Source organism: Dactylosporangium sp. CA-233914 (assembly GCF_050942935.1).
GTDB lineage: Bacteria > Actinomycetota > Actinomycetes > Mycobacteriales > Micromonosporaceae > Dactylosporangium.
This window is the reverse complement of the sequence record NZ_CP192030.1, coordinates 11,362,786-11,378,400: the sequence shown is the minus strand read 5'-3', so window position 1 is coordinate 11,378,400 and position 15,615 is coordinate 11,362,786. Positions and strand designations below refer to the sequence as shown.

16 protein-coding genes are annotated in these 15,615 nt (G+C 69.4%); 10 read left to right on the top strand and 6 right to left on the bottom strand.

The genetic code is table 11. The annotated features are described in order from the left end of the window. Nucleotides 1-2 precede the first annotated feature (2 nt). From ACQPY0_RS50655 to ACQPY0_RS50635, 5 genes are all read left to right on the top strand, one after another. Entirely contained in the window at nt 3-545 is a 543-nt protein-coding gene (locus tag ACQPY0_RS50655; protein WP_432978316.1) for a hypothetical protein, read from the top strand. A gap of 503 nt (nt 546-1,048) precedes the next feature. Next, entirely contained in the window at nt 1,049-2,596 is a 1,548-nt protein-coding gene (locus tag ACQPY0_RS50650) for an IS66 family transposase (protein WP_432978313.1), read from the top strand. A gap of 29 nt (nt 2,597-2,625) precedes the next feature. Further along, nucleotides 2,626-2,808: a Uma2 family endonuclease gene (locus tag ACQPY0_RS50645; protein ID WP_432978310.1), complete on the top strand. Its 183-nt coding sequence runs from the start codon at nt 2,626-2,628 to the stop codon at nt 2,806-2,808. 181 nt (nt 2,809-2,989) lie between these two features. Beyond that, nucleotides 2,990-3,151, top strand: coding sequence for a hypothetical protein (locus tag ACQPY0_RS50640; RefSeq protein ID WP_432978307.1), 162 nt, complete (start codon nt 2,990-2,992; stop codon nt 3,149-3,151). Then, the gene (locus tag ACQPY0_RS50635) at nt 3,148-3,486 is read left to right on the top strand and encodes an XRE family transcriptional regulator (RefSeq protein ID WP_432978304.1); all 339 of its coding nucleotides are present in this window, start codon (nt 3,148-3,150) and stop codon (nt 3,484-3,486) included. Before ACQPY0_RS50640 ends, ACQPY0_RS50635 begins: the two co-directional genes overlap by 4 nt. Before the next feature lie 418 nt (nt 3,487-3,904). Here the strand turns inward: ACQPY0_RS50635 and dusB are convergent, their stop codons facing one another. Beyond that, nucleotides 3,905-4,966, bottom strand: a complete 1,062-nt coding sequence (gene dusB / locus ACQPY0_RS50630; protein ID WP_432995749.1) for a tRNA dihydrouridine synthase DusB — start codon at nt 4,964-4,966, stop codon at nt 3,905-3,907. A gap of 351 nt (nt 4,967-5,317) precedes the next feature. Here dusB and ppdK point away from each other — a divergent pair, with 351 nt between their 5' ends. Beyond that, complete coding sequence (gene ppdK / locus ACQPY0_RS50625; protein WP_432978301.1) at nt 5,318-7,969, top strand: pyruvate, phosphate dikinase; 2,652 nt, start codon at nt 5,318-5,320, stop codon at nt 7,967-7,969. Between the two features lie 99 nt (nt 7,970-8,068). On the opposite strand, the gene ACQPY0_RS50620 is transcribed toward ppdK, so the two are convergent. From ACQPY0_RS50620 to ACQPY0_RS50605, 4 genes are all read right to left on the bottom strand, one after another. After that, nucleotides 8,069-8,440, bottom strand: coding sequence for a hypothetical protein (locus ACQPY0_RS50620; RefSeq protein WP_432978298.1), 372 nt, complete (start codon nt 8,438-8,440; stop codon nt 8,069-8,071). Nucleotides 8,441-8,541: 101 nt separating this feature from the next. Further along, nucleotides 8,542-8,967: a roadblock/LC7 domain-containing protein gene (locus ACQPY0_RS50615; protein WP_432978295.1), complete on the bottom strand. Its 426-nt coding sequence runs from the start codon at nt 8,965-8,967 to the stop codon at nt 8,542-8,544. Nucleotides 8,968-9,028: 61 nt separating this feature from the next. Next, nucleotides 9,029-9,982, bottom strand: a complete 954-nt coding sequence (locus ACQPY0_RS50610; protein ID WP_432978292.1) for an ADAM 12 protein — start codon at nt 9,980-9,982, stop codon at nt 9,029-9,031. Then, nucleotides 9,979-10,332, bottom strand: a complete 354-nt coding sequence (locus ACQPY0_RS50605; RefSeq protein WP_432978289.1) for a hypothetical protein — start codon at nt 10,330-10,332, stop codon at nt 9,979-9,981. The genes ACQPY0_RS50610 and ACQPY0_RS50605 overlap by 4 nt, the downstream gene beginning before the upstream one ends. A gap of 310 nt (nt 10,333-10,642) precedes the next feature. Between ACQPY0_RS50605 and ACQPY0_RS50600 the strand changes: the two genes are divergently transcribed. From ACQPY0_RS50600 to ACQPY0_RS50585, 4 genes are read left to right on the top strand one after another with little or no spacing between them, the layout of a single operon-like run. After that, complete coding sequence (locus ACQPY0_RS50600) at nt 10,643-10,996, top strand: VOC family protein (protein WP_432978286.1); 354 nt, start codon at nt 10,643-10,645, stop codon at nt 10,994-10,996. Then, entirely contained in the window at nt 10,993-12,066 is a 1,074-nt protein-coding gene (locus ACQPY0_RS50595) for an AI-2E family transporter (protein ID WP_432978283.1), read from the top strand. Before ACQPY0_RS50600 ends, ACQPY0_RS50595 begins: the two co-directional genes overlap by 4 nt. Next, nucleotides 12,063-13,298 (top strand): deoxyguanosinetriphosphate triphosphohydrolase, encoded by a 1,236-nt coding sequence (locus ACQPY0_RS50590; protein ID WP_432978280.1) that lies wholly within the window; start codon nt 12,063-12,065, stop codon nt 13,296-13,298. Before ACQPY0_RS50595 ends, ACQPY0_RS50590 begins: the two co-directional genes overlap by 4 nt. A 13-nt stretch (nt 13,299-13,311) precedes the next feature. Continuing rightward, the gene (locus tag ACQPY0_RS50585; protein ID WP_432978277.1) at nt 13,312-14,559 is read left to right on the top strand and encodes an NAD(P)/FAD-dependent oxidoreductase; all 1,248 of its coding nucleotides are present in this window, start codon (nt 13,312-13,314) and stop codon (nt 14,557-14,559) included. A 22-nt stretch (nt 14,560-14,581) separates the two neighbouring features. Here ACQPY0_RS50585 and ACQPY0_RS50580 read toward each other — a convergent pair whose 3' ends face one another. Further along, the gene (locus ACQPY0_RS50580) at nt 14,582-15,412 is read right to left on the bottom strand and encodes an aldo/keto reductase (RefSeq protein WP_432978274.1); all 831 of its coding nucleotides are present in this window, start codon (nt 15,410-15,412) and stop codon (nt 14,582-14,584) included. Between the last annotated feature and the right edge of the window lie 203 nt (nt 15,413-15,615).

The following is a 15,615-nucleotide window of genomic DNA, read 5'->3' as shown; positions in this document are numbered from 1 at the left end:
CGTTGAGTGACCTTACGGATGAACTCGCGCGATTGGAGCGGTTCCTGGTTGAGTTGGATCGTCCGGTAGTCGCCAACCTGTTGCCCGGCCTTGATGTTACTGCGATCGATTCGCCGCTCGGCGAGTTACCGCAAGGGGTTGTCGAGTGGTTCGCTTGGCACAATGGTGTCGGTGGTGAACGGGGGCAGACAATTGAGGAGGCGAGCCTGATTCCCGATTACATGCTTATCTCCTTCGAGGAGGCGCTGAGGCAGATCTCTGTCTATGCTGGCGACCCGGTCCTCGGCGACTTCTGGCTACCAATCATGGAGAATGGTGGCAGTGATATCTATGCCGCCGTCTGGTCGCCTGGCAGCGAAGCGCGTGTGGCCCGCTTCATCGTCGGAGAGGATACCGAAATCGACTTTGAGAACCTTGTCAATATGGTTCGCATGTTCAATGCATGCTACGACTCTGGCGTCTATTTCGTTGGCGATGATGGCTTCATTGACATTGCCGGTGATAGGTACGAGGAAATTTATGCGCGTTACGCGTTACATGCTTGATGGTACTTAACTTCCCTCGTCATGCCAGTTAGGTGGACGTGCTTCCCGCGAGTGTCGATCGCGGCTCGGTAGGCAGGGTCATTGCGTTCTCGGGTAACTGCTGGTTACGGCGGTAATTAGGTCGTGGGAGCGGCGGTTGGCTTGGCGGGTGGCGCAAACGATGTTGGTCGCGCCGGTGGTGCGGTGCCAGCCGATCGCGGTGTTACACATCGCGGTCAGCGTGCTCCGACCGGCCGGCACCACCACGATCGCCCGAGCGCTCCGCGCCAACGCCAGAGACCCCCGCCGACCGCTGCGGGTTCTCGGCCTACTGACGTAGCGCAAAAGCGGTCAAATACCTACCTTGCAAAGGCCCTGTGGCCAAGCCGGGTGTCCATTCACGGGTGGGGTGTGATCTGCGGGTTGTGAGTTTGAGCGGCTCTGGCTTGTGACGCGCCGGGCTGGGGTGCTTGATCTTTCGGCGTGGATAGCGATGATCGTGACTTTTGTCCGATGTGTCTGCTGTGGAGCTGGTTGAGCAGTTCCGCCGTGCCAACGCCGGGCTGCGGGAAGTGCTGGCGGCCCGCGACGCCCAGATCGGCGAGTTGCAGGCGGTGGTGCACGCGCTGGGCTTGCAGGTCGCGGAGTTGCAGCGGCGGCTGGGCTCGGGGAGCGACGATTCGGGGACGCCGTCGTCGAAGGAGTCGATCGAGGCGAAGGCCCGCCGCAAGGCCGAGCGCGTGGCCCGCCGGGAAGCCGGGGGTGGATCGTCGCGGCAGCGTTCGAAGGACAAGTCTCAGGGTGGTCAGCCGGGGCATCCCGGGCACGGGCTGCGGCGGGATCCGGACCCGGCCCAGCGGTTGCCGGTGAACCCGCCGGTCGAGTGCCGGGACTGCGGTGACGATCTGACTGGCGCGGCCGATGCCGGTACGGCCTGGTCACAGATCTGGGATGTGAAGATCCTCCCGTGGCGGGCCGAGTACCTGCTACCCCGGCGGCGCTGCGCGTGCACAGCGACGACGACCGCCCGGCCGCCGGACGGCGGGGTCGTCAACGGGATCAGTTTCGGGCCGGTCCTGAACACCGCCGCGGTCGCGTTGACCGCGTTCGGGAACGTCCCGACCGAACGCGCCAGCAATCTGATCACGATCCTGTACGGCCAGAACGTGTCGGTCGGGTTCGTCGACCGGGCCAACGCCCGCCTGGCTGCGAAGCTGACCCGGGCCGGGTTCGACACGGCGATGCTCGCCGCCCTGATGGCCGAGCCGGTCCTGACCGCGGACGAGTCGCCCGTGCAGGTCGTCACCCCCGCAGTCGATGAGGACACCCGGCAGCCGATACCCGGCAGCCCGCACGTGCTGGCCATCCGCACCCCCGACGAGCGCCTCGCCTGGCTGACTGGGCTGACCTCCCGCAGCTACGACACCGTCATCGCCGCCCTGCGCACCTTCGCCGGACATCTGATCGTCGACGGCTACGGCGCCTACCAAGGGCTACTGTCCGGCGTCGACACGGTCCTGGCCGGTATCCAGCAATGCTGCCAGCACGTCATGCGCCGCTGCCGCGCCGTGGCAAAAATCGGCCCCGGCACCCTGCAATCACACTGGACCGGCCAGGTCACCGATGCCCTGACCACAGCCCACACCACCGTGCAGGAAGCGAAAGCCAGCCACCACAACGCCCTGGACCCCGACCTGCTCGCCCGGCTACGCGAACGCTACGACAAAGCCGTCGACAGCGGCATCGTCCACAACCGGCACCGCGACTGGCACGACGGCAACCACCCCGGCTACACCCTGGCCACCTGGCTCGCCACCCACGCCGGCCAAGTCTGGCACTTCACCAGTCACCTCAACGTCGACTGGACCTCCAACGCCGCCGAACGCGGCGTCAAACCCGCCAAACGACACCAAGCCGTCTCCGGCTACTGGCAAACCCACCACACCCTCAACCGCTGGTGCCTGATCAACTCCTACCTCACCACCACCCGCAACCACGGCCTCACCGCCCTCGACGCCATCACTCGTGCCCTGACCGGCCGACCCTGGCTACCCACACCCGCCACAGCGTAACGAGACCCGTTCACGACGCCAACCCGTGAATGGACGCCAAGCCGGGGGAGTATTCCGGCGCGGGAATTCCGCAGTACTGGACGATCGACCGGGACGCCGGCCAGACGGTCACGATGTACCGCCTGGTCGATGATCGTTACGAGATTCGCGAGACTACCCCGCTGGCGTGGGTGCTCAACACATCCGTTGCCGACCACCTCAGCGTTGGCTGACAAGTGCATCAAGGAAGCACGCTGCGGGCTGAGAAATGGGCGAAGCGCCGGATGGGAACGGCGTAGGGGCAGTCGCCGGAATCGTCTAGTTCCGCGTCGTGGGGAATGTGGTCCAGTCGCGGTCGTTCAGCCAGCGGTCGGGGACGATCGCCTTGCCGGGTGTGCCTGTTCGACCTCTGGGTTGGCCGAGGACTTCGTGGGGGAATTCGGCGGTGTGGTTTTGCTGGTGGGCGGCGACAAGTCCGGCAACTGGCGGCGGTGGTACCACACGGCGATACCGATCGCCGGATCGGCATATTCCGAGCACCTGCGTCGGCTGCAAGAGAAGGACGGCGAGCGATGATGGACCACCTCAGGGACCCCCAGGCGATCTCCTGGGAAGACATGCAGGACGAACTCGGCTTCACCGACGACGAGCGGGCGCGTATCGATGCCGGTGCGAAGGAGTTGATCGCGCAGGCTCGTGCTTACCGCCTGGCCGAGGTGCGCCGTCGTCAGCATGCGACGCAGACGGACATTGCGAAGGCGATGGGCGTGACGCAGGCGCGAGTGTCTCGGATCGAGAAAGGTGAATTAACCCGCAGCGAGGTCGATACGCTCGCCGCCTATGTGCATGCGCTTGGCGGAAAGCTGAAGATCATTGCCGACTTCGGCGACGAAAGCTATGTTTTGGGATAGCTGATCCGGTCGCGGTAGGGCTCCGGCCGCCGCGCTGGCGTCCCCAGTATCGTGTCGCCGGCACGTTCGGCCGGCGTCGCGCTCGTCAGCGCGGAGCGGACCGACCCGCGCGTTCAAGGGCACCCTCGACCCGGTCAGGGCGGACAAGACCGCGATGATCTTCAGGGTCAACGCGGGGTCGCACGAGACTGGGCGGCGTGGTTCGGCTCAGGCGCTCCCATTCGAGGTCGCGCTCGACGCCCGGCGCCATGTCACGACCCTCGTCTTGCGCGGGGCCGCGGTGATCGACGCTCAAGCCGGCTGCGACGACGATCCACCTGAGCGACTACGCCAGCCTTGGCTGTCGGGAGCGCATCGAAGGAAGAATCACGCAGCGGGTGCGGGAATGGACGAAGTGTCGTGTGTGAATGGCGCGGGATCAGCCGCCGGAGTCGTCTAGTTCGGCGTCCTGGGGAATGTGGTCCGAGTCGCGGTCGTCCAGCCAGCCTTCCGGGAGGGTCACCTTGCCCGGTGTGCCTGTTCGGCCCCTTGGCTGGCCCAGGATCTCGCGCGGGAACTCGGCGTTGTGGTCCAACTGGCCGAGTAGGTCCGACAGCTCCGCCAGGGACGAAGCCATGGCCATTGAGCGGCGTAGTTCGCCGCCTGCCGGGAAGCCCTTTAGATACCAGGCCACGTGTTTGCGGAAGTCCGTCACGCCGTCGCGTTCCGTGCCCAGCCACTCGGTGAGCAGTTCGGCGTGGCGGTACATCAGCGCGGCCACCTCGCCCAGTGTCGGGAGCCGGCGCTCGGACGAGCCGGCGAACGAGGCCGCCAGGTCGGCGAAGAGCCAGGGGCGGCCCAGGCAGCCGCGGCCGATCACCACGCCGTCGCAGCCCGTTGACGTCATCATGCGGTGGGCGTCCGTGGCCTCCCAGATGTCGCCGTTGCCCAGGACGGGAATGTCCAGGGTCTGCTTCAGTTCGGCGATCGCGGACCAATCCGCCTCACCCGAGTAGCGCTGGGCGGCGGTGCGGGCGTGCAGGGCGACCCAGGCCACGCCGGCGTCCTGGGCGGTCAGGGCCGCGTCCAGGAACGTGCGGTGATCGTCGTCGATGCCGATGCGCATCTTCACCGTCACTGGCAGTGGGCCGGCGGCCGTCACCGCCGAGCTGACGATGTCCCGGAACAGCCGGCGTTTCCACGGTAGGGCGCTGCCGCCGCCGCGGCGGGTGACCTTCGGTACCGAGCAGCCGAAGTTCATGTCGATGTGGTCGGCCAGGTTCTCCTCGACGATCATCTCGACCGCCTTGCGGATGGTGGCCGGGTCCACGCCGTACAGCTGCAGGCTTCTGGGGTGCTCGCCCTCGGCGAAGCGGATCATCGACATGGTCTTGGGATTGCGCTCGACCAGGGCGCGGGTCGTGATCATCTCGCACACGTAGAGGCCGGCGCCCTGCTCGCGGCACAGCCGGCGGAACGCCACGTTGGTGATGCCGGCCATCGGGGCCAGCACCACCGGGGGGTCGACCGTGTACGGGCCCAGCTGCAGCGGCACGCCTTCGAGGATCGCACGGGGCGCGAGGGTGACCCAAATCGTGTCGCTGCGCGAAAGTGCGTGAAAACGGCTTCTGTGATTCATCAACAAACATTCTCGGAAAACGGGAAAGAGAGCGCTCTCTGACTGAACTTGCGCATGGAACCGCTCCCAAAAGCACGCTGAATCGAAAAGCGTGCCAGTTGCCGTGCAACTCCTATGGGACATGTCACCCGGCATGGCAAACGATCGAAAAGAAGCCTTACGGTGTCCCGCACCACCTGATACCTAACGCGGGTTCAGGGGTATGGAGGCGTTGTGCAGAAGTTCGTGTACGACTTCGAAGAAGGCAACCGCGAGCTCAAGGAGCTGCTCGGGGGCAAGGGCGCGAACCTGGCCGAGATGACCAATCTCGGGCTTCCGGTCCCGCCCGGCTTCACGATCACCACCGACGCCTGCCGGGCGTTTCTGGAGTCCGGCGAGATCCCGGGCCGCGCGGAGATCACCGAGCACCTCATGGCGCTGGAGCGGCGGATGGGGCGCCGGCTCGGGGACCCGGGCGACCCGCTGCTGGTGTCGGTGCGTTCCGGGGCCAAGTTCTCCATGCCCGGGATGATGGAGACGGTGCTCAACGTCGGGCTCACCGACGACAGCGTCGCCGGGCTGGCCGCGCAGGCCGGCGGGGACGAGCGCTTCGCCTGGGACTCCTACCGGCGGCTCATCCAGATGTTCGGCAAGACCGTCTGCGACGTGCCGGGCGAGAAGTTCGAGCACGCGCTGGACGATGCCAAGCACGCCGCCGGGACCCGCGACGACGTGGGGCTGAAGGCCGGGCACCTCAAGGACCTCGTGCAGCGGTACAAGGAGATCTTCCGCGAGCACACCGGCCGGGACTTCCCCCAGGACCCCCGCGAGCAGCTCGACCTCGCCGTCGGCGCCGTGTTCCGGTCCTGGAACGCCGACCGTGCGGTGCTGTACCGCCGCCAGGAGCGCATCCCGAGCAGCCTCGGCACCGCCGTCAACGTGGTGGCGATGGTGTTCGGCAACCTCGGCGCGGACTCGGGCACCGGCGTGGCGTTCACCCGCGACCCGGCCACCGGCGAGCGCGGGGTCTACGGCGACTACCTGGTCAACGCCCAGGGCGAGGACGTCGTGGCCGGCATCCGCAACACCATGCCGCTGCAGGACCTCGAGCAGCGTGACAAGGCCAGCTACGACGAGCTGATGTCGATCATGGCGAAGCTCGAGGAGCACTACAAGGACCTGTGCGACATCGAGTTCACCATCGAGCGCGGCAAGCTGTGGATGCTGCAGACCCGGGTCGGCAAGCGCACCGCCGCCGCCGCGTTCGTCATCGCCACGCACCTCGTCGACGAGGGCGTCATCGACCTCGACGAGGCCACCCACCGGGTGAACGGCGCGCAGCTGGCGCAGCTGATGTTCCCGACGTTCGACCTGTCCCACGAGCCCGAGCAGCTGACCCGCGGGGTCGGCGCGTCGCCGGGCGCGGCCGTGGGCAAGGCCGTCTTCGACGCGCAGCACGCGGTGGCGATGGCCAAGGAGGGCGAGGCGGTCATCCTGGTACGCCGGGAGACCAACCCCGACGACCTGCCCGGCATGATCGCCGCCCAGGGCATCCTCACCAGCCGGGGCGGCAAGACCTCGCACGCCGCCGTGGTCGCCCGCGGCATGGGCAAGACCTGCGTCTGCGGCGCCGACGAGCTCACCGTGGACCTCCACAAGGGACAGTTCACGGTGGACGGTCACGTCGTGAGCGAGGGCGACGTCATCTCGGTCGACGGCACGACCGGCCGCGTCTACCTCGGCGAGGTGCCGGTCCAGCCCTCGCCCGTGGTGCAGTACTTCGAGGGCACCCTCGAACCCGGCGCGGACCCGCTCGTCTCCGCCGTGCACCGTATCCTCACCCACGCCGACGAGCGCCGGCGGCTGCGCGTGCGCACCAACGCCGACACCGGCGAGGACGCGGCCCGGGCCCGCCGCTTCGGCGCCCAGGGTATCGGCCTGTGCCGCACCGAGCACATGTTCCTCGGTGAGCGCCGCGCCCTCGTCGAGCGGCTCATCCTGGCCCGCACCGGCGAGCAGCGCGACGCCGCCCTCGCCGAACTGCTGCCCCTGCAGCGCGCCGACTTCACCGAGCTGTTCCGCGAGATGGCCGGCCTGCCCGTGACCGTACGGCTGATCGATCCGCCCCTGCACGAGTTCCTTCCGCCGCTCACCGACCTCGCCGTGAAGGTGGCCGTGGCCGAGGAGCGCGGCGAGGACCCGGGGCGGGACAAGGACCTGCTCGACGCCGTACGCCGCATGCACGAGGAGAACCCGATGCTGGGCCTGCGCGGCGTGCGCCTCGGCCTGGTCATCCCGGGCCTGTTCGCCATGCAGGTGCGGGCGATCGTCGAGGCGGCCGCGGCCGTCGAGGGCGCCCACCCGGAGATCATGGTGCCGCTGGTCGGCGCGGTGCAGGAGCTGGAGACGATCCGCGCCGAGGCCGAGAAGATCATCGGCGAGTTCGCCGTGGACGTGAAGATCGGCACGATGATCGAGGTGCCGCGGGCCGCGCTGACGGCCGGCGACATCGCGCAGGCCGCCGACTTCTTCTCGTTCGGCACCAACGATCTGACCCAGATGGGCTGGGGCTTCTCCCGCGACGACGTCGAGGGCGCGTTCTTCTGGCGATACCTGGAGCTGGGCATCTTCGGCGTCTCGCCGTTCGAGTCCATCGACCGCGACGGGGTCGGCCGCCTAGTGCGCATCGCCGTGGAGGAGGGCCGCGCGGCCCGCCCGGACCTGCACTTCGGCGTCTGCGGCGAGCACGGCGGTGACCCCGACTCCGTGCACTTCTTCCACGAGGTGGGCCTGGACTACGTGTCCTGCTCGCCGTTCCGCGTCCCGGTCGCCCGCCTGGAGGCCGGCCGCGCGGCCATCGAGACCACCGGCTCCGACTCCCGATGACGTGAGTCGAGCGGTGCCCGATCACCGGGTTTCGAGTCCCCGGTGAACATATAGAGAAAGGCCGGGGCAATGGCGCCCCGGCCTTTCCTCTGTGCGGCGTCACATCTCCAGCTCGTCCTCGACGCGCAGCAACTGGTGGCGGGCCAGGGCGAGGTTGGCCCGCGAGCGCGCGAGCGCCAGGTAGAGGAACAGGCCCTTGCCGGAGCGGCCGGTGACCGGGCGGATCAGGTGGTACTGGTTGTTCAGCGTGATGAGGATGTCCTCGATGCCGTCCTTGAGGTTGAGCATCTCGATCGTGCGCATCTTGGCCCGCACGACGTCGGTGTTGCCCGCCGCGGCGACGGTCAGGTCGAGGTCCTTGGAGCCGCCGAGCACACCCAGCGCCATCCCGCTGTTGTAGTCGACGAGCGCGACGCCGATCGCGCCGTCGATCTGCATGAGTTCCTTGAGCGCAGTCTCCATGTCCGCCATGGCTACCTCCGTGAGTCGCTTGCTTGGTGAAGTGGGGGAAGTGGGGGAAGTCGGTGATGCATTACTTCGTCCGTACCTGCGGTGGGCGCCACCGTTGCGGCTCACTGTGCCGCCGGCTCCGGTACTGCCTGCGCGAAGCCCAGCGCCGCGTCGGTCATCACCCGGGACACCACCGCGATGGCGCGCCGGGCCTCGTGGTGCAGCCGCGCCACGTTCGCGTCGGCCCTCGCCAGCAGGACCAGGACCGCGCCGTGCCCGGCCATGTACATCGCGACGTGCCCGCCCGAGCTGCTGATGAGCACCTCCTGGAAGTCCTGGTGACCGGCGCTGTCGGCGATCCGCTGGCTGACACCGAGGCAGGCGGCCGAGAGTGCGGCCACGCCCTCCACGGCGAGCGAGTGGGTGTCGTCGGCGATGAGCAGGCCGTCGGTGGTGGCGACCAGGCAACCGGTGATCTCCGGCACGACTCGGCGTAGCCGGCCGAGCTCCTGCAACAGCTCGCCGCGCAGCTCCGCGTCGGTCCTCATCGAGCCGGTTCCTCCTCTGCGAGGTCTTCGATACTTTTCGAGGTCTCCCATGTGTGCCGGCCTATCGCAGCGCCTGCAGTGCCGCCCGGATGCGCTTGAGCAGCGATTCGTCCGGGGCCTTGTCGATCGCCCCGGGCAGCACCGCCAGCGCGCTGACCCCCGCCGGCAGCTCGCGCCGCGCCGCCACGGGCGGGGGCTCGTCGAACGTGAAGGTGCCGGGGACGCGTTGCGGCAGCGACTCCGGCTCCGGCTCGGGCTCATGGGGTACGACCGCGATCGCCCTGATGACCGGCGCCTCCTGCGGCGGCGCCGGCGGCACGATCAGCCCCGCCGCGGCGAGCCGGCGCACGTCCAGCGTCACGGCGTAGGCCGAGCGGCCCAGGAGGCCGGCCAGGTCCTGCGGCGTGCGCTGCCCGTCGGCGTGCAGGATGATCTCCCACTGCAGTCCGGACAGCAGCACCCGGTCGAGGCCGGGCCGCAGGACCGGAACGACCGGGGCCATGTCCGTAGCCGCCGAGGGGTGCACCTCGTCGAGCATGCGCCGTTGCCGGGTGACGTGGTCGCACACCTGGTCCGCCGTCACCGTGCCGTCCGCGCCGAGCCAGTGCTCGATGCCCGGGTTGAAGCGCAGCTCGGGCCGGGCGGTGCCGAGCACGAAGAACGCGGCGTCGTACAGCGACTGCAGGGCACACAGCTCGATCTCCGCCACCGTCACGTGCCCGCCCTCGACGAGCGCCCGCGCGGGGCGCGACGGGATGGTCTCCCACACCCGCTCGGCCACCTTGCCGCAGGCGGTCAGCAGCCGGTCCACGCTCGGCGCCGCCGGCGACTCGCAGCCGTTGACCAGGCCGTCGCGCAGGAACACCACGCCGCCGGGCTCGCCGTGCACCGTCAGCGCGCCCGTGGCGCCCTCGGCGGCGAGCTGCCCCAGGGCCTTCGCGGGTGTCGTGCCCCGCGGAAAACGTGGCTGCTTACCGGGGGCGCTCGCCTTCGCCCCCACCGCGACCGAGTTCACGCGAGGTCGTCGGCCAGGGAGCGGACGCGGCGGCGGGCGATGGCCAGGTTGCCCTCGTTCCGGTCGAGCCAGACGTACAGGACCAGTCGCGAGTCGAAGCTGGTGCGTACCGGCCGGATCAGGTGGTAAGCGGCCGATGTGCTGATGATGACGTCCTCCACGGTGTCGCCCGGCACGGCCGGAGCATAGGCCGCCGTCTGCATCGCGGCATGGATGACGCTCGCCGTGCCCAGGGCGGCGGCGGTCGGGTCGGCGTGCGGCGCGACGTTCTCCTGACCGCCTTCGAGGCCCAGGGTCTGGCCGGTGGTGTAGTCGATGAGGCTGGCCCCGATCGCGCCCCGGATGGTCATGGCGCGGCGGAGACATTCATCGATCACAGGCACAGGTGCTCCCGGTTCGCGGTGCGGAGTCGCGCAGGCGCCGTCCAGTGGCGTACGACGATGCGCTCCCGGAAAATTACCAAGCGTTCATTGATCCACTACTCCGGGCTTCGGACAGTAAGGTCTGACTGATCGTCTTTTGAATTTTGCATTTTGCACGTTTCGCCTTCGGAGGTGACGGAAACGTACTAGGCTGCCCAACCCCTCCGCCGCCGCACGTGGCTGCGACGGGCGGGGACCCGGCGTATGGTGGGTCCCCACGTCGACCGTGGAGGTGTTTATGGGGAGTCGGTGGTACGCCCTGATCGTGGACGCGGTCGACCCGGAGCGCCTGGGGCGATGGTGGGCCGAGGTGCTGGACCATCGCGTGGAGAGCGTGTCCCCGCGCGAGGTCGTGATCGGGCCGGCGATCGACGGTCATCCCCGTATCGTCTTCACCTCCCACGACCCGGAGGCCCCGGCCCGCAACCGGCTCCACCTCGACCTGCGCCCCGACGACCTCGACGCCGAGCTGGAGCGACTGGTGAACATGGGCGCCCGGCACGTGGACGTCGGTCAGCCCGAGAATGCCGCCTGGGTGGTCCTCGCCGACCCCGAGGGCAATGAATTTTGCGTCATCCGGCCAAAACGATGACCTTCGCAAAAACCTACCGGCTGGCGATCGCCGCGGGGCTCGGGCTGCTCACCGTCGGCCTGGGCGCGTTCGCGGTGTACTCCGTCCGGCAGGTGCTGGTCCAGGTGATCATCGCGCTGTTCGTGGCGGTCAGTCTCGATCCCGCCGTACGCCTGCTGATCCGCCACGGCGTGCGCCGTTCGATCGCGGTCGGCATCATCCTGGTCCTGGCGCTTTCCATCCTCGCCTCGTTCATCTGGTCGCTGGTGCCGCCCCTGGCCGGGCAGGCCGGGCAACTGCTGGACAACGTCCCGAAGTACCTGCAGGAGCTGCCGCAGCGCTCGCGGGCCTACCAGGAGATCGCCGAGCGCTACGGGCTGACCGAGAAGCTGACGGAGTACGCCAGGACGCTGCCCGGCGAGATCGGCGGCGGCGCGCTCGGCGTGGTCACCGGAATCTTCAGCGCGCTGGTCAACGTGCTGCTGGTCGCGGTGCTCACGATCTACTTCATGGCCGACCTGCCCCGCATCCGCCGCGGCCTGGTGCGCCTGGTCCCGCGGGCGAACCGGCCCCGCGCCGCGCGGGCGATCAACGTCGTGGTCGACAAGGTCGGCGGGTACATGATCGGAAACCTGATCATCTCGCTCTTCGCCGGCGTATCGTCCTTCGTCTGCCTGTTCGCCCTCGGCGTGCCCTTCGCGCTGCCGCTGGCCGTGTGGGTCGCGCTCACCGACCTCATCCCGATGATCGGCGCCACCGTCGGGGCCGTCGGCTGCTGCATCGTCGCCCTGGTCACCGGCGACGTCACGTCCACGATCGTGCTGATCGTGTTCTTCGTGGCGTACCAGCAGCTGGAGAACTATCTCATCGCCCCGCGCGTGCTGCGCGACACCGTCGACCTGTCCTCGGTCGCGGTGCTGCTCGCCGCCCTCGTCGGCGGGGCGATCCTCGGCGTCGTCGGCGCGCTGATGGCCATCCCGGTCGTGGCCGCCGGCAAGGTCCTCATGACCCCGGTGGTCGAGGCGCTCAACGAGCCGCCGGTGCCGATCCCGGCGCCGGGAGATGAGGACTCTTCTAAGCTCGAAGCGTGACCAGCGCTGACGAAGACCGATTCGTGCCGGAACCGCTGAAGGACACGGTCACGAACTCCGCCGACAACGGCCGGACGCCCTTCCAGCGCGACCGCGCCCGGGTCCTGCACTCCGCCGGGTTCCGCCGGCTGGCCGCCAAGACCCAGGTCCACACGGCCGGCACCGACGCGTTCCTGCGCACCCGGCTCACCCACTCGCTGGAGGTCGCGCAGATCGGCCGCGAGATGGGCGCCCGGCTCGGCTGCGACCCCGACGTCGTGGACACCGCGTGCCTGGCGCACGACCTCGGCCACCCGCCGTTCGGGCACAACGGCGAGGACGCGCTGGACCAGGTCTCCGCCGCGTGCGGGGGCTTCGAGGGCAACGCGCAGACGCTGCGGGTGCTGACCCGGCTGGAGGCCAAGGTCGCGGGCGCCGGGCTCAACCTCACCCGGGCCTCGCTGGACGCGGTGTCGAAGTATCCGTGGCCGCGGGAACCCGGCCGACGCAAGTTCGGGGTGTACCCCGACGACGCTTCGGTCTTCGCCTGGCTGCGCGACGGCGCCGGGCCGGGTAAGTGCCTCGAGGCGCAGGTCATGGACTGGGCCGACGACGTCGCCTACTCCGTGCACGATCTCGAGGACGGGATCCATGGGGGGTACGTCCACCTCACCCCGCTGCGCATCGACGCCGCCGAGCGCGTGGCCCTGTGCGCCGACGTGGCCGCCGCCTACTCCCACGAGTCCCTCGCCGACCTCGACGCCATCCTGATCGACCTGCTCGCCGACCCCGTCTTCGAGCCGCTGGACGACTACGACGGCAGCCACCCCGCGCAGATCGCTCTCAAGCGGATGACCAGCGTGCTGACCGGCCGGTTCGCGGCGGCCGCGGTCACGGCGACCCGCGAGCGCTACGGCCCCGCCCAGCTGCGGCGGTACGACGCCGACCTGCTCGTCCCGCCGCTCGTGCGGGCGCACTGCGCCCTGCTCAAGGGCATCGCGCTGCGATACGTCATGCGCCGCCCCGGCTCCGAGCAGCGCTACGCCGACGAGGCGGCCCTGCTGCAACGGCTGGTTTTCGTGCTGCTGGAGCGCGAGGGTCGTGACCTCGACCCGGTTTTCGCGCCCATGTGGCGTGTCGCCGATTCTGATCATGCTCGTCTTCGTGTCGTCATCGACCAGGTCGCCAGTTTGACCGACCCCGCGGCGGTGGCGTGGCATGCGCGGCTCGCGGCTCCTGACAGCTCTGTGTGAAAGGCTTGTCCCCATGGCTGATGAGCGCACGTTCGTGATCGTCGGGGCGAGCCTGGCCGGCGCGAAGGCGGCGGAGACGCTGCGCGCCGAGGGCTTCACCGGCAAGATTGTCCTGATCGGCGAGGAGACCGAGCGCCCCTACGAGCGCCCGCCGCTGTCCAAGGCCCACCTGCAGGGCAAGGAGGGCGCCCGCGAGAAGGCGTTCGTGCACGAGCCGGGGTGGTATTCCGAGCACGACGTCGACCTGCGCCTCGCCACCCGCGTCACTCACCTGGACCCGCCCGCCCACACCGTCACCCTCGACGGCGTCGACGAGCTGCACTACGACAAGCTCCTGCTGACCACCGGCTCCCGCGTGCGCACCCTGCCCGTCCCCGGCGCCGACCTCGCCGGCGTGCGCTACCTGCGCACGCTCGACGAGTCCGACGCCCTGCTCGCCCACCTGCGCACCGCCGCCAACGTCGTCATCATCGGCGCCGGCTGGATCGGCCTGGAGACGGCCGCCGCGGCCCGCCATCACGGCGCGAGCGTCACCGTCGTCGAGCAGGCCGACCTGCCCCTGCAGCGCGTGCTCGGCGACGAGGTCGGGCGCATCTACGCCGACCTGCACCGCGCCCAGGGCGTCGACTTCCGCTTCGGCACCTCGGTCGCCTCCTTCACCGGCGCCGACGGCCGGCTGAGCGCCGTCGAGCTCTCCGACGGCACGTCCCTGCCCGCGGACCTCGCCGTGGTCGGCATCGGCATCCAGCCCAACACCGAGCTCGCGGTCGACGGCGGCCTGGCGGTCGACAACGGGATCGTCGTGGACCCGGGCCTGCGCACGTCGGCCGACGACGTCTACGCCGCCGGCGACGTGGTGAACCTCGACCACCCGCTCCTGGGCCGCCGGATTCGCGTCGAGCACTGGGCCAACGCGCTCAACGGCGGCAAGGCGGCGGGCCGCGCCCTGCTGGGCGAGGACGTCGTGTACGACCGGGTGCCGTACTTCTTCTCCGACCAGTACGACCTCGGGATGGAGTACAGCGGGTACGCGCCGCCGGGGGAGTACGACCGGGTGGTGTTCCGCGGCGACCCGGCCGGCCAGGACGGGTTCATCGCGTTCTGGGTGAAGGACGGCCGCGTGCTGGCCGGCATGAACGCCAACGTCTGGGACGTGACCGACCCGATCCAGGCCCTGATCCGCGCCGGCTACCAGGGGCGCGCGATCGACCTGGACCGCCTCGCCGACCCGGCCGTCCCCCTGGCGGACCTTTTGGCCTGACCGCGCTGCCGGGGCGGCCGGCTCAGAATTCCTCCCACGTCGCCGGGTCCTGCTTGACCGGTATGCCCGCGTCGACGGCGTCGACGGCCGTCATGTCCTCGGCGGTCAGCTCGAAGCCGAACAGATCGGCGTTGGCGCGCTGGCGGCCCGGGTCGCCGGAGTGCGCAACCACGGTGATGTCGCGCTGCAGCAGCCAGCGCAGCACGACCTGGGCGCCGGTGACGCCGAGGCGCGCGGCGATCGCGGCGATCGACGGGTGCTCGAGGACGCCGGTGTTGCGCTCCAGCGGGCTCCAGGCCTGCACGACCGTGCCCTGCTGCGCCACTTCATGGACGAGCCCGGGCCGCGAGTGCGACGGGGACACCTGCAGCTGATCGACGGCCGGCTGGATGCCGGTCTCGGCGACGACCGCGGCCAGGTGCTCGGGCAGGAAGTTGGACACGCCGAGCGAGCGGATCAGGCCCTCGCGCTGCAGCTGCGCCATCTCGGCGTAGGACTCCACGTACTTGCCGACCCGAGGCAGCGGCCAGTGGATGAGGTACAGGTCGACGTACGACAGGCCGAGGCGCGTGAGCGACCCCTCCAGGCCCGCTCGGGTCGAGCCGCGGCCCTGGTCGCTGCCGCGCAGCTTGGTGGTGACGAACAGCTCGGCGCGCTCCAGGCCGCACTCGCGCACCGCCGCACCGACGGCGTCCTCGTTGCCGTACGCCGAGGCCGTGTCGATGAGCCGGTAACCGGACTCGATCGCGGCCAGGATCGCGTCCGTGGCCCGGCGGCCCCGTAGCGGATAGGTGCCGTAGCCCAAGACCGGCATGTCGTACCCGGAGTTGAGTCTCACCGTCGGGATGCTCATGACTCCACCCTAAGCAGGATCTCCAGCCCGTCGAGCTCGAAGCGGGCCTCCTGGGCGGCGCGCGGGAACCTCAGCCCTCATGATCCGGGCGATGATGCGCGAGGCCCGCCGCGCCGCCTACGCATTGCGATTTCTTGACCTCATGGGGTTTACTTCAGATCCGGTTTGATGCGTCGATGTATAGGGTGCAGGGTCGGCCGGAT

What these genes read in the sequence shown, in the direction of transcription:
- ACQPY0_RS50645 (WP_432978310.1), top strand. Translation starts at nt 2,626, where the DNA reads ATGGACGCCAAGCCGGGGGAGTATTCCGGCGCGGGAATTCCGCAGTAC.
- ACQPY0_RS50635 (WP_432978304.1), top strand. Translation starts at nt 3,148, where the DNA reads ATGATGGACCACCTCAGGGACCCCCAGGCGATCTCCTGGGAAGACATG.
- dusB (WP_432995749.1), bottom strand. Translation starts at nt 4,966, where the DNA reads ATGGCCGGCATCACCAACGTGGCGTTCCGCCGGCTGTGCCGCGAGCAG.
- ACQPY0_RS50620 (WP_432978298.1), bottom strand. Translation starts at nt 8,440, where the DNA reads ATGGCGGACATGGAGACTGCGCTCAAGGAACTCATGCAGATCGACGGC.
- ACQPY0_RS50615 (WP_432978295.1), bottom strand. Translation starts at nt 8,967, where the DNA reads ATGAGGACCGACGCGGAGCTGCGCGGCGAGCTGTTGCAGGAGCTCGGC.
- ACQPY0_RS50605 (WP_432978289.1), bottom strand. Translation starts at nt 10,332, where the DNA reads ATGACCATCCGGGGCGCGATCGGGGCCAGCCTCATCGACTACACCACC.
- ACQPY0_RS50600 (WP_432978286.1), top strand. Translation starts at nt 10,643, where the DNA reads ATGGGGAGTCGGTGGTACGCCCTGATCGTGGACGCGGTCGACCCGGAG.
- ACQPY0_RS50595 (WP_432978283.1), top strand. Translation starts at nt 10,993, where the DNA reads ATGACCTTCGCAAAAACCTACCGGCTGGCGATCGCCGCGGGGCTCGGG.
- ACQPY0_RS50585 (WP_432978277.1), top strand. Translation starts at nt 13,312, where the DNA reads ATGGCTGATGAGCGCACGTTCGTGATCGTCGGGGCGAGCCTGGCCGGC.
- ACQPY0_RS50580 (WP_432978274.1), bottom strand. Translation starts at nt 15,412, where the DNA reads ATGAGCATCCCGACGGTGAGACTCAACTCCGGGTACGACATGCCGGTC.